The organism is Streptomyces sp. NPDC090445 (assembly GCF_044769385.1).
Taxonomy (GTDB): domain Bacteria; phylum Actinomycetota; class Actinomycetes; order Streptomycetales; family Streptomycetaceae; genus Streptomyces.
Map to the genome: position 1 here is coordinate 49,081 of NZ_JBIVXV010000037.1, position 14,367 is coordinate 63,447.

The 14,367-nt window shown below is 76.7% G+C and carries 2 protein-coding genes; both read right to left on the reverse strand.

Going from position 1 to position 14,367, the window contains the following annotated elements; translation table 11 throughout:
- Window positions 1–7: 7 nt before the first annotated feature.
- Window positions 8–10,537, reverse strand: coding sequence for a type I polyketide synthase (locus ACIQUT_RS36375; RefSeq protein ID WP_403569503.1), 10,530 nt, complete (start codon window positions 10,535–10,537; stop codon window positions 8–10).
- A gap of 73 nt (window positions 10,538–10,610) precedes the next feature.
- Window positions 10,611–14,367 (reverse strand): SDR family NAD(P)-dependent oxidoreductase (locus ACIQUT_RS36380; RefSeq protein ID WP_403569505.1); only part of this gene is annotated, 3,757 nt, incomplete at its 5' end.

Genomic DNA, 14,367 nt, shown 5'->3' on the forward strand with positions numbered 1-14,367 from the left:
GGGCACGTCAGAAGTTGCTGTTGGTGGTCGTGTTGCCGGGGGTTTCGTCGTCCTCGGGGCCGCCACCGCCGTCGAGGGCGAGGTCGAGGAGGTCCTGGAGGTCCATCTCGTCGATGGAGGCGACGGGGTCGGCGGTCTCCGGGCCGGCGGTGTCGGCGGCGGCCGGGGTGTCGGGTCCGGCGAGCTGGAGGAGGGGGTCGAGGAGTCCTGCGGCGCGGATGCGGCCCAGGGGGATGGCGGCGAGGGTCCGGCGCAGTTCGGCGTCCTGCGGGTCGGTGTCCAGGTCTGCCGCCCCGCCGGTCGCGCCGGCCGCCGCGCCGCTGCCGGCTTCCCCGGTGAAGAGGGTGCGCAGCAGGTGGCGGGTCAGGGCCTGCGGGTTGGGGTAGTCGAAGACGAGGCTGGACGGCAGCCGCAGCCCGCACGCGGTGCCGAGGCGGTTGCGCAGGTCGACCGCGGTCAGGGAGTCGAAGCCGAGGTCCTTGAACGCCCGGTCGGGTGCGACGGCGTCCGCGGACGGGTGGCCGAGGGCCGCGGCCGCGTGCTCGCGCACGAGGCCGAGGAGGGCGGTCTCCCGGTCGTCCCCGGACAGGTCGGCCAGTCGGCGGAGCAGGTCCGCGGCCGGGTCTGCGGCCGTGGCTCCGTCGCCGCCGGGCTCCGTGTCCTGGCGCAGTGCGGCGCGTGCCTCGGGCAGGTCGCCGATGAGCGGGCGGGGCCGGGCCGCGGCGAACACGGGCGCGAACCGCGCCCAGTCGACGTCGGCGGCGGTCACCGCCGGGTCCGGGCCCGCGAGGGCCCGTTCCAGGGCCAGCAGGTTCGTCGCCGGGGTGACGGGCGGCAGTCCGCGCCGGGTGAGCTGCTCCTCCGCGTCGCCCTCGGCGGCCATGCCGCCGTCGGCCCACGGCCCCCAGGCGATCGCCGTGGCGGCGAGCCCGCGGGCGGCGCGGCGTTCGGCGAGCGCGTCGAGGAAGGTGTTCGCTGCGGCGTACGCACCCTGCCCGCCGCTGCCCCAGGTGCCGGCGATGGACGAGAAGAGGACGAACGCGTCGAGGGAGTCCGGCGCGTCGAACAGGGCGTCGAGGTGGACGGCTCCGGCGGTCTTGGCGGTGACGACCCGGGCGAAGCCGGGCAGGTCGGTGCCGGTGCCGGGCGGCTGGGAGACGCCGGCGGCGTGGACGACGGCGCGGACCGGGGTGCCGTCGGCCGCGAGGCCCGCGACGAGCGCTGCGAGCGCGTCCCGGTCGGTGACGTCGCACGCGGCGAGGGTCACGGCCGTGCCGAGCGCTTCGAGCTCCGTACGGATCCCGTCGGCGCCGGGCGCGTCGGCGCCGCTGCGGCTGACGAGGACGAGCCGTTCCGCACCGCGTTCGGCGAGGCGCCGGGCCATGTGGCGGCCGAGGGCGCCGGTGCCGCCGGTGACGAGCACGGTGCCGCGCGGCGTCCACCGGGCGGTGGAGCCGGTGGCGGCCGGGGTGGCGCGTACGAGGCGGCGCACGAGGGTGCCGGCGGGGCGGATCGCGAGCTGGTCCTCGTCTCCGGCGCCGGCACCGGCACCGGCACCCGTGAGGACGTCGGTCAGCCGGGTCAGGGTGCGGTCGTCGCACACCTCGGGCAGGTCGACCAGTCCGCCCCAGCCGGCGGGGTGCTCCAGGGCGACGACCCGGCCCAGGCCCCAGACCTGGGACTGGGCGGCGCCGCCGAGGGTGTCGCCGGGGGCGGCTGCGACGGCGTCGCGGGTGACGCACCACAGCGGTGCGTCGCCGCAGCCGGGGTCCGCTTCGGGGTCGGTGAGAACCGAGGCGAGGGCATGGCTGAGGGCGAGTCCGACGGGCACTCCGGGGTGCTCGGGGTGCGGCCGCTCGTCGAGCGCGAGGAGCGACAGGACGCCGGTGACCGGCTCCGGCCCGTCGGCGGCCGCCGACGCCGCGCGGAGCCGCTCGTCCAGGCGGGCCCGCAGAGCCGCCGGGTCGCCGTCGGCGATGTCGAGCGGGAGCGGCAGGATCCGGGCGCCGCCGACGCCCATGCGGTCGGTCAGGGCGCGGACCCACGGGTCCTCGGCCTGCGCGGCCGGTACGGCGACCAGCCAGGTCCCGGCGGGGGCTGCCGCTCCGGTGGCCTGACCGCCGGTCCACGGCTGCCAGGTGACGCGGTAGAGGAGGGAGTCGGCCTGCGCCTGGGCCTGCCGGCCGCGCCGCCAGGCGGACAGGGCGGGCAGGGCGGCGCCGATCGGCTGGTCGCCGTCGATGGCGAACTCGTCGGCGAGCGCGGCCAGGTCGGCCCGCTCGACGACGTCCCAGAACCGGGCGTCGGCCTCGCTCACGGCCGGGCCGCCCTGCACCGACCCGCCCGCGGGGGTGCCGGCGGGCTCGGGCCAGTGGCGCCGGGCCTGGAAGGGGTACGTGGGCAGGTCGACGCGCCGGGCGCCGGTGCCGGCGTGGAACGCCGTCCAGTCGACGGCGGCGCCGCGGACATGGGCCTGCGCGAGGGCGGTGACGAGGGTCTCGGCCTCGGGCCGGCCCGTGCGCAGGACCGGCGCGCACACGGCGTCCTCGGTCACGCAGTCCTGGGCGAGGGCCGAGAGCACGCCGTCGGGGCCGAGTTCGAGGTACGTGGTGACGCCCGCGGCCTCCAGGGCGCGGATGCCGTCGAGGAAGCGGACCGCCTCGCGGACGTGCCGCACCCAGAAGTCGGCCGATCCCATCTCGTCGGTGACGAGGGCCCCGGTCAGGCAGGACACGACCGGGATGCGCGGGGCGGCGTACGACAGGCCCTCGGCGACCTTGCGGAAGTCGGCGAGCATGCCGTCCGTGTGCGGCGAGTGGAAGGCGTGGCTGACGGTCAGCCGCTTGGTCTTGCGACCTTGCGCCTCGAAGGCGTCCGCGATGGCGACGGCCGCGTCCTCGTCACCGGCGACCACGACCGACTGCGGGCCGTTGACCGCGGCGATGCCCACCCGGTCGCCCTCGCCGATCAGCGGCAGGACCTCGTCCTCCGAGGCCTGGACGGCGATCATCACGCCGCCGGCCGGGAGCCCCTGCATCAGCCGGCCGCGGGCCGCGACCAGGGTGCAGGCGTCGTCCAGGGACAGCACCCCGGCCACGTGCGCGGCGGCGATCTCGCCGATCGAGTGGCCGGACAGGAAGTCCGGCCGCAGGCCCAGGCTCTCCACGAGGCGGAACAGGGCCACCTCGACCGCGAACAGGGCCGGCTGGGTGTACTCGGTCCGGTCGAGCAATGCGGCGTCGGAGCCGAACAGCACGTCCTTCAGCGGCAGTTCGAGGTGCGCGTCGAGCCGCTCGCACACCGCGTCCAGCGCGGCGGCGAACGCGGGCCGGTCCGCGTACAGCTCACGGCCCGTGCCGAGGCGCTGGCTGCCCTGCCCGGTGAACAGGAACGCCAGCCGGCCGCCGGACGCCGTCCCGCGGAGAAGCCCCGGGGCCTGCTCGTCGGCCGCGAGCGCGGTGAGCGCGTCCAGCAGGCCCGCGCGGTCGGCGGCGGCGAACGCCGCCCGGTGTTCGAGACCCGCACGGCCGGTGGCCAGCGAGTACGCCAGGTCGACGAGACCGGAGCCGTCCTCGCCCCCGGCTCCGGCGGCGGCCTCGGCCACGGGAAGCAGCCGGGCGGCCTGGGCGCGGAGCGCCTGCGGGGTCCTGGCCGACAGGACGTACGGGAACGGTCCGGCGGCCGGTGCCGGCGCGGGCCGGTCCGCGGCCTCCGGGGCCTGCTCGATGATGGTGTGGGCGTTGGTGCCGCTGATGCCGAACGAGGACACCGCGGCGCGCCGCGGCCGGCTGGTCTCGGGCCAGGCCGTGGCCTCGGTCAGCAGGGTGATGTCGCCCGCGGTCCAGTCGACGTGCGGGGTGGGCTCGTCCACGTGCAGGGTCTGCGGAAGCACCCCGTGCTGCATGGCGAGGACCATCTTGATGACGCCCGCGACACCGGCCGCGGCCTGCGTGTGCCCGATGTTCGACTTGATCGAGCCGAGGAGCAGCGGCTGCTCGGCCGGGCGGTCCTGCCCGTACGTGGCCAGCAGCGCCTGTGCCTCGATCGGGTCGCCGAGCCGGGTGCCCGTGCCGTGCGCCTCGACCGCATCGACCTCGGCGGCCGACAGGCCGGCGCTCGCCAGGGCGGCGCGGATGACGCGCTGCTGGGCTGGCCCGTTGGGGGCGGTGAGGCCGTTGCTCGCACCGTCCTGGTTGACGGCCGAGCCGCGCACGACCGCCAGCACCGGATGCCCGTTGCGCCGGGCGTCCGAGAGCCGCTCCACCAGCAGCATGCCGACACCCTCACCCCAGCCCGTGCCGTCCGCGCCGGCCGCGAACGCCTTGCAGCGGCCGTCGGGGGCGAGCCCGCCCTGGTGGCTGAACTCGCTGAAGGTGCCCGGCGTCGACATGACCGTCACGCCGCCCGCGAGCGCCAGGCTGCACTCGCCGGCCCGCAGGGCCTGGATCGCCCAGTGCAGGGCGACCAGCGAGGACGAGCAGGCGGTGTCGACGGTGACGGCCGGGCCCTCCAGGCCGAGGGCGTAGGCGACGCGGCCGGACATGATGCTGCCCGCGTTGCCGGTCATGACGTGGCCGAGGACGCCGTCCACGTCGGCGGACCGCTCCAGCTGGGCGTCGTAGCCGGTGTAGGAGGCGCCGACGAACACGCCGGCGCGGCTGCCGCGCAGCGACGACGGGTCGACGCCGGCCCGCTCGACGGTCTCCCAGGAGGCTTCCAGCAGGAGCCGCTGCTGCGGGTCCATGGCGAGGGCCTCGCGGGGCGAGATCCCGAAGAAGTCGGCGTCGAAGGAGTCGGCGTCGTGGACGAATCCGCCCTGGAAGGCCCGGCCGTGGCCGTCCTCGGCGGCGCGCAGCTCGGCGCTGTCCCAGCCGCGGTTGCCGGGGAGTCCGCCGATGGCGTCGCCGCCGGTCTCGACGAGCCGCCACAGCTCCTCGGGGGTGCGGACGCCTCCGGGGTAGCGGCAGCTCATGGCGACGATCGCGATCGGGTCGTCGTCGGCGGCGACCGTACCGGCCCTGCCCTGTGCGGCGTCCCCGTCGAACGCGTCGTCCTCGCCGAGGAGTTCGGCGCGCACCTGGTGGGCGAGGGCCGTGGGCGTCGGGTGGTCGAAGACGAGGGTGCTGGCCAGGCGCAGGCCGGTGGCCGCGCCGAGCCGGTTGCGGAGCTCGACGGCGGTCAGCGAGTCGAAGCCGAGGTCCTTGAACGCCTTGGCGGGCTCGATGTGCTCGGCCGAGGCGTGGCCGAGGACGGAGGCGACCTGTGCCCGTACGAGGTCGAGCAGGGCCCGGTCCTGTTCGGGGCGGGTGAGGCCGGCGAGCCGTTCGGCGAGCGGGGTGCCGCCGTCGGTCCGGGTGCGCGCGGTGCGGCGTCCCGCCGGGCCCAGGAGCTCCCGGAACACGGGGGCGACCGGGCCGGGCGCGGCGGCGTCGCGGAGGGCGGCCGGGTTCAGGCGGGCGGGTACGAGGGCGGGCCGGCCGGAGGCCAGTGCGGCGTCGAGCAGGGCCATGCCGTCGGCGGCGGTGAGGGCGCCCATGCCCTGCTGCTCCATGCGGCGCAGGTGGGCCTCGTCGAGTCCGCCGGTCATGCCGCTGGCGTCGGCCCACAGGCCCCAGGCCAGCGCGGTGGCGGGCAGGCCCTGGTGGTGGCGGTGCTCGGCGAGGGCGTCCAGGAGGACGTTGGCGCAGGCGTAGTTGGCCTGGCCGGCGCTGCCGAGGGTGCCGGCGACGGCGGAGTAGAGGACGAACGCGGTGACCGGCAGGTCGCGGGTCAGCTCGTGCAGGTGGAGGGCGGCGACGGCCTTCGGCCCGAGGACGGTGTCCAGGCGCTCGGGGGTGAGGGAGCCGATCACGCCGTCGTCGAGGACGCCCGCCGTGTGGACGACGGTGGTGAGCGGGTGCGCGGCGGGGATCGTCGACAGGACGGCGGCCAGGGCGTCGCGGTCGGCGGCGTCGCAGGCGGCCCAGGTGACCTCGGCCCCCAGCGCGGAGAGTTCCGCGGTGCGCTCGGCCGAGCCGGGCGCGTCGGCGCCGCGGCGGCTCAGCAGCAGCAGCCGGCGCACGCCGTGGGCGGTGACGAGGTGGCGGGCGGCGATCCCGGCGAGGGCGCCGGAGCCGCCGGTGATCAGGGCGGTGCCGTCCGGGTCGATGGCGGCGGCACCGGTCGGGCCGGCGGTCACGCGGGTGCGGCGCAGCCGCGGGACGCGGACGGTGCCGTCGCGCAGCAGCAGCTCCGGCTCGCCGGAGGCGAGGGCCGCGGCGAGTCCGGCCACGGCGGCCGGGTCGGAGACGTCTGCGAGGCCGGCGAGGCCGGCGAGGCCGGGGACGTCGGCGAGGACGAAGCGGCCGGGGTTCTCGGTCTCCGCGGAGCGCAGCAGACCGCGTACGGCGGCGTGCGGCAGGTCCTCGCCGCCTTCGCCGGGGCCGGCGACCGCGCCGCTGGTCAGCACGACCAGGCGGGAGGCCGCGAACCGGTCGTCGGCGAGCCAGGCGTGCACCAGGGCGAGCGCCCGGTGCGTGGCCTCGCGCAGCGCGTCCGGGCCGGTCCCGGCGGCCTGCCGGGGGAAGGGGGCGAGGACGTACGCCGGTACGGGCGCCCCGGCGTCGACGGCCGCGCCCAGCTCCGCCAGGTCGGCGTGGCGGGTGGCCGGGCCGAACCCGGCGGGGCCGAGGACGGCCCAGCCGCCGGCCGGCCCGGCCGCGGCAGCGGCGGCGCTCGGCAGCGGCTGCGGCAGCGCCGTCCAGTCGAGGTGGAACAGCGCCTCGCGCACGACGGCCGGTACGGGCTGCGCGGCGCCGGCGCCGGCGGGCGCGGCGGACGTGAACGGCTGCGGGGCCAGGCGGCCGATGGTGGCCACCGGGTCGCCGTGGTCGTCGGCGAGGTCCAGCGCGAACACCGGGCTGCCGGAGCCGCCGGAGCCGTCGGCGGCCGGCCGGATGCGGACGCGCAGGGCGCCCGCGCCGACCGCGTGCAGGGTCACGTCCGACCAGACGCTGCCGGGCCCGACGCCCGCGCCGCGGCTGACGCCGGCGTCCGCGTCCGCGTCCGCGTCTCCGGCCGACAGCGCGGCCGCGGTGTGCGCGGCGGCGTCCAGCAGCACCGGGTGCAGGCCGAACGCGTCGGCCTGCGGCGCGCCTTCGGGCAGGCGGACCTGAGCGAAGTACTCGCCGTCGCGGTGCCAGGCCGCCTCCACGGCCCGGAACAGCGGGCCGCGCCGGAGCTCGGTGTCGGCGTCGGCGTCGGCGTACAGGTGGCCGAGGTCGAGGGCTTCGGCTCCGGCGGGCGGCCATGCGGCGAGCCCGGCCGGGGCGGGGGACGTCGTGTCCGGCGCGCCGGGGGCGAGGACGCCCCGGGCGTGGCACGTCCAGCCGCCGTCCTCGCCGAGGTCGCCGCCGTCGCCGTCCTCCGGCTGTGCGGACACGGTGACGACGCGGCGGCCCTGGCCGTCGGGGTTCTCGACGAGCACCTGGACCCGTACGCCGGCGCCGTCGGCGGGCAGGGCGAGCGGGGTGTCGAGCACCAGCTCCGCGACGTGTCCGCAGCCGGCCAGGTCGCCGGCGCGTACGGCGAGTTCGACGAACGCGGCGGCCGGCAGCACCGCTGCACCGGCGAGGGTGTGGTCGGCGAGCCAGGGCTGGGTGCGCAGGGAGAGCCGGCCCGTGCACAGCACGCGGCCGGTGCCGGCGAGGGTGACGGCGGCGCCGAGCAGCGGGTGCGCGGCGGGGTCGAGGCCGGCCACGCTCACGTCGCCGGCCGTGGCGGCGCCGGGCTCCAGCCAGTAGCGCTCGTGCCGGAAGGCGTAGGTGGGCAGGTCGATGGGGCAGGCGCCGGTGCCGGTGACGGCGAAGAACGCCTGCCAGTCGATGCCGGCGCCGTGGGCGTGGGCGCGGGCGAGGGCTTCGAGGGCCGTCTCGGGTTCGGGCCGCCCGGCGCGCAGCGCGGGGACGAAGGCGGCGCCCTCGCCGGTGACGCACTCCTGGGCGAGCGCGGACAGCACGCCTTCGGGGCCGAGTTCGACGTACGTCGTCACTCCGGCCGCCTCCAGGGCGCGGATGCCGTCGAGGAAGCGGACGGCCTCGCGGACGTGCCGCACCCAGAACTCGGCGGATCCCATCTCGCCGACGGTGACGGGGGCGCCGGTCAGGCAGGACACGACCGGGATCTGCGGGGCCTGGTACGCCAGCCCCTGCGCCACCCGGCGGAAGGCGTCGAGCATGCCGTCCATGCGGGGCGAGTGGAAGGCGTGGCTGACGGTGAGCCGCTTGGCCTTGCGGCCCTGCGCCTCGAAGTGCGCGGCGACCGCTGCGGCCGCGTCCTCGTCACCGGCGACCACGACCGACCGGGGCCCGTTGACGGCGGCGATGCCCACCCGGTCGCCCTCGCCGATCAGCGGCAGGACCTCGTCCTCGGCGGCCTGGACGGCGATCATGGCGCCGCCGGCGGGGAGTTCCTGCATCAGCCGGGCGCGGGCGGCGACCAGGGTGCAGGCGTCGTCGAGGGAGAGCACGCCCGCCACGTGGGCGGCGGTGATCTCGCCGATGGAGTGCCCGGCGACCGCGTCCGGCCGCAGGCCCCAGCTCTCCACGAGGCGGAACAGGGCGACTTCGACGGCGAACAGGGCGGGCTGGGTGTACGCCGTCCGGTTCAGCAGGGCGGCGTCCGTCCCGAACAGGACGTCCTTCAGGGGAAGTTCGAGGACCGGGTCGAGGCGGCGGCACACGGCGTCGAGCGCGTCCGCGAACACCGGGTGGGTGTCGTACAGTTCGCGGCCCATGCCGGGGCGCTGGCTGCCCTGCCCGGTGAACAGGAACGCGGTCTTGCCCTCGGTCGCGGTGTCCGTGACCAGGCCCGCGGCCTCCTCGCCGGCGGCGAGGGCGGCGAGGGCGGTGTCGAGGTCGTCGTCCGTGCGGCCCAGGAGCACCGCGCGGTGTTCCAGGGCGGCCCGGGTGGTGGCGAGCGCGTAACCGAGGTCGAGGGCGGAGGCGGTGCCGGCGTCGCCCTGCGCGCGGGCGGTGATCAGCCGGGCGGCCTGGGCGCGCAGCGCGGCGGCGCTCCGGCCCGACAGCGTCCAGGGCAGCACGGCGGGCGCGGCCAGGGCCGCGGCCGGAGCCGGGGCGGGTTCCTGTCCCTCCCCCTCCGGTTCCTCCTCGGGGGCCTGCTCGATGACGGTGTGGGCGTTGGTGCCGCTGACGCCGAAGGCGGACACGGCCGCGCGGCGCGGGGCCCCGGTCTCGGGCCAGGCCATGGGCTCGGTGAGCAGGGACACGGCGCCGGCCGACCAGTCGACGTCGGGGGTCGGCTCGTCGACGTGGAGGGTCTGCGGGAGGACGCCGTGCCGCATCGCCATGACCATTTTGATGATGCCGGCGACACCGGCGGCGGCCTGGGTGTGCCCGAGGTTCGACTTGAGGGAGCCGAGGCGGAGCGGCCGGCCGTCGGGGCGGTCCTGGCCGTACGTGGCGAGCAGCGCCTGCGCCTCGATGGGGTCGCCGAGCCGGGTGCCGGTGCCGTGCGCCTCCACGGCGTCGACCTCGGCGGCCGACAGGCGGGCGTTTTCGAGGGCCTGGCGGATGACCCGCTGCTGGGACGGGCCGTTGGGGGCGGTGAGGCCGTTGCTGGCGCCGTCCTGGTTGACGGCGGAGCCGCGGACGACGGCCAGCACGGGGTGCCCGTTGCGGCGGGCGTCCGACAGCCGCTCCACCAGCAGGACGCCGACGCCCTCGGACCAGCCGGTGCCGTCTGCGGCGGCGGCGAAGGACTTGCAGCGGCCGTCGGCGGCGAGGCCGCGCTGGCGGCTGAACTCGACGAACACGTCGGGGCTGGGCATCACGCACACGCCGCCGACCAGGGCGAGCGAGCAGTCGCGGCCGCGCAGGGCCTGGGTGGCCAGGTGCAGGGCGACCAGCGACGACGAGCAGGCCGTGTCGATGGTGGCGGCGGGGCCTTCCAGGCCGAGGACGTAACTGACCCGGCCCGACAGCACGCTGGTCGCGCCGCCGGTCAGGAGCAGCCCTTCGAGGCCTTCCGGGACCTCCTTCAGGTCGGCCCCGTACCCCATGGCGCCGGCGCCGATGTAGACGCCGGTGCGGCTGCCGCGCACGGACGCCGGGTCGATTCCGGCGCGCTCGAACACCTCCCAGGAAGTTTCGAGGATCTGTCGCTGCTGCGGGTCCATGGCGAGGGCCTCGCGCGGCGATATGCCGAAGAATCCGGGGTCGAAGACGGTGGCGTCGTCGAGGAATCCGCCGCCGGTGTTGTAGAAGGTGCCCTTGCGGTCGGGGTCGGGGTCGGCGAGGGACGCGATGTCCCAGCCGCGGTCGTCGGGGAATCCGGTGATGGCGTCACCGCCCTCGGACACCAGTCGCCACAGGTCCTCGGGGGACCGTACGCCGCCGGGGAAGCGGCAGCTCATCGCGACGATGGCGATGGGCTCGTGGGCGTCCTGCTCGACCTCCTGGAGGCGGCGGCGGGCCCGCCGGAGCTCCGTGGTCATCCACTTCAGGTTTTCGAGAAGCTTTTCTTCGTTCGTGCCGGCCACTGGAACGTCACCTCCTGGAGAAATGCGGAATGCATGCGGGATTCGGCTGGGGCATCGGATCGGGCATCAAGGGTCAGAATTTTCCGAATTCGTTGTTGATGATGTCGAAGAGGTCCTCGGCGGACGCCGATTCGATGGCTGTTTCCTCGTCCTCCCGGTCCTGGGCGGCGCGTTCGGTCCTGTTCCAGTTCGCGAGAAGCGTTTCGAGCCGGGCCGTGACGCGGGCGCGTTCGGCGGCGTCGTCCTCGGGGACCGAGGCGAGCGCGAACTCCAGCTTGTCGATCTCCGCGAGGGCCGGCAGGGCGGGAGCCGTGTCCTCGCCGAGGAGTTCGCCGCGGATGTGTGCGGCCAGGGCGGCGGGGGTGGGGTGGTCGAACACGAGGCTGGCGGGCAGTCGCAGCCCGGTGGCCGAGCCGAGGCGGGTCCGCAGTTCGACTGCGGTGAGGGAGTCGAAGCCGAGGTCCTTGAAGGCGCGGCCCGCCTCGACCGCGGCGGCCCCGTCGTGCCCGAGGACCGCGGCGACGTGCGTACGGACCAGGCCGAGCAGGTTCCGTTCGGCCTCGTCCGCGCTCATGCCGCGCAGCTCGGCCGCGAGCCGGTCCGCGTCCCCCGCAGTGCCGTCGCCGCCGGTGGCGGTGCCGGTGCCGGCGTGCTGTTCCGCGTCGAGGACGCGGCGCACCTCGGGGAGGTCGGCGATCAGCGGGCGCGGCCGGGACGCGGTGAACGCGGGGACGAACAGGTCCCAGTCGACGTCGGCGACCGTCACCGTCGTGTCGCCCGCGTCGAGCGCCTGCTGGAGGGCGGCGACGGCCAGTTCGGGGGCCATCACCGGCAGGCCGCGGCGGCGCAGCTGCCCGGCCGCCTCGTCGTCGCCGACGAGCCCGCCCTCGCCCCACGGTCCCCAGGCCACGGCGGTGGCCGCCTGCCCGCGGTCGCGGCGCTGCTGTGCGAGGGCGTCGAGGTGGGCGTTGGCGGCCGCGTAGGCGGCCTGTCCGCCGCTGCCCCAGATGCCGGCGATCGAGGAGAACAGGACGAAGGCGTCCAGCTCCGTGTCGCCGAGCAGCTCGTCGAGGAGCTCGGCGCCGGCGACCTTGGCGGCGAGTACGGCGGCGATGTCCTCCGGTCCGGTCTCGGCGAGCGGCGCGAGCTGGCCGACCCCTGCCGTGTGGAAGACCGCGGTGAGGGCGGGCGTGCCGGTGTCGTCGCGGAGGGCGGCGAGCAGGTCGCGGACGGCCTGTCGGTCGGTCACGTCGCAGGCGACGGCCGTGGCGCGGGCGCCGAGCTGCGCCAGTTCCGCGACCAGGGCCTCGGCCCCCGGCGCCTGCGGCCCGCGCCGGCCGGCGAGCACCACGTGCTCGGCGCCGTGCGCGGCGAGCCAGCGGGCGACGTGCGCGCCGAGCGCGCCCGTGCCGCCGGTGATGAGGACGGTACCGCGGGGCCGCCAGGGCGCACGGTCCGCGGTGGCGCCGCTGCCGGTGGCCGCCGGGGCGGCGGCGTGCCCGACCCGGCGGGCGAGGAGCCCGGCGGAGCGTACGGCGACCTGGTCCTCGTACCCGTGCCCGTGCGCCTGCCCGTGCGCCTGCCCGTGCGCCTGTCCGTGTGCCTGTCCGTGCCCGGAGGCGCCGCCGAGTACGGCGAGCAGCCGGTCGAGTGCGCGTCCGTCCGTCCGGGCGGGCAGGTCCACCAGGCCGCCCCAGCGCTCGGGGTGCTCCAGGGCGACCACGCGGCCGAAGCCCCAGAGCTCCGCCTGCGCGGCACTGCGCACCCGGTCGGCGGGACCGGTCGCCACGGCGCCGGAGGTGACGCACCACAGGGGTGCGTCGACCTCCGCGTCTCCGAGGGCCTGGACCAGCGTCCCGGTCAGGAGCAGTCCGGCCGGCGCCGCGGGGTGGGCCGGGTGCGGGGCCTCGGCGAACGCCAGCAGGGACACCACGCCGTCGGCCCGGTTCCCGGCGAGCGCCGTACGAAGCCGGTCGGCGGCGACGGCCCGGTCGGCCGCGGCGTCGAGGGACACCTCCTGTACGTCCACGCCCTGCGCCCGCAGCGCGTCCCCGATCCCGAGGAGGTCCGCGGCCGCGGTGTCGGCACCGGCTGCGGTGACGAGCAGCCAGGTGCCGGCGGGGCGGGCGGCCGTGTCCGGGTCGCCCAGCGGCTTCCAGGTCACCCCGTAGCGCCAGCCGTCGACGACCGACCGCTCCGTGCGCTGCCGCCGCCAGGCGGACAGGGCCGGCAGCAGCGCGCTCAGCGGCTGGTCCGCGTCGATGTCGAGCGTCGCGGTGAGGGCGGCGAGGTCGGCGTTGTCAACGGCCTCCCAGAAGGCCGCGTCGACCGCACCGAGGGCCGCACCGCCGGCCGCGGCACCGGATTCGGCCGCCGCCGAGGGGCGGGTGGCCTCCTCCAGCCAGTACCGCTTGCGCTGGAAGGCGTAGGTGGGCAGGTCGACGCGCCGGGCGCCGGTGCCGGCGAAGTACGCCGCCCAGTCGACGGCCACGCCCTGGACGTGCGCCCGGGCGAGCGCGGTGACCAGGGTCCCGGTCTCGTCGCGGCCCTTGCGGAGCACGGGCACGAAGACGGCCTGCTCCGTCACACAGTCCTGGGCGAGCGCGGACAGGGTCCCGTCGGGGCCGAGCTCGACGTACGTGGTCACGCCCGCCGCCTCCAGGGCGCGTACGCCGTCGAGGAAGCGGACGGCGTCCCGGACGTGCCGGACCCAGAAGTCGGCGGAGCCCATCTCGTCCGAGACGAGGGCACCGGTCAGGTTCGACACGACCGGGATGCGGGGCGCCTCGAAGGCCAGCGCCTCGACCACCTTGCGGAAGTCGGCCAGCATGCCGTCCATGTGCGGCGAGTGGAAGGCGTGGCTGACGGTGAGCCGCTTGGTCTTGCGACCCTGCGCCTCGAAGCTCTCGGCGATGGCAAGCGCGGCGTCCTCGTCACCGGCGACGACGACGGCCTGCGGGCCGTTGACCGCGGCGATGCTCACCCGGTCGCCGTCGCCGATCAGCGGCAGGACCTCGTCCTCCGACGCCTGCACCGCGATCATCACACCACCGGCCGGGAGCGCCTGCATCAGGCGGCCACGGGCCGCGACCAGAGCGCACGCGTCGTCCAGGGACAGCACCCCGGCGACGTGCGCGGCCGCGATCTCACCGATGGAGTGACCGGTGAGGTAGTCCGGCCGCACACCCCAGCTCTCGACGAGCCGGAACAACGCCACCTCGACGGCGAACAGCGCCGGCTGGGTGTACCCGGTCCGGTCCAGCAGAGCGGCGTCCGCCCCGAACAGCACGTCCCTCAGGGGAAGTTCGAGGTGGGCGTCCATGCGGGCGCAGATCGCGTCCAGCGCGTCCGCGAACACCGGGTGGGTGTCGTACAGCTCGCGCCCCATGCCGAGGCGCTGGCTGCCCTGCCCGGTGAACAGGAAGGCAGTAGCGCCTCCGGACACCTTGCCCTGTACGAGGCCTGCCGGCTGCTCACCGGCTGCCAGGGCCCGTAGAGCGGTCAGGAACTCCTCGCGGTCCTCGGCGACGACGACCGTCCGGCGTTCGAGGGCCGACCGGGAGGTGGCCAGGGAGTAGGCCACGTCCGCAGGTTCGAGCGTCTCGTCCGCGGCGATCCGGGCGGCGAGCCGCTCGGCCTGGACCTGCAGGGCGGAGTCCGTCTTGGCGGACAGCACCCACGGCAGGGCGCCGGGCCGCTGCTGCGGGACCTCGGCCGCCTCGGCCCCGTCGGCGACCGGTGCCTGTTCGATGATCGTGTGGGCGTTGGTGCCGCTGAAGCCGAACGAGGAGATACCGGCCCGGCGCGGACGGCCGGTCTCCGGCCACGCC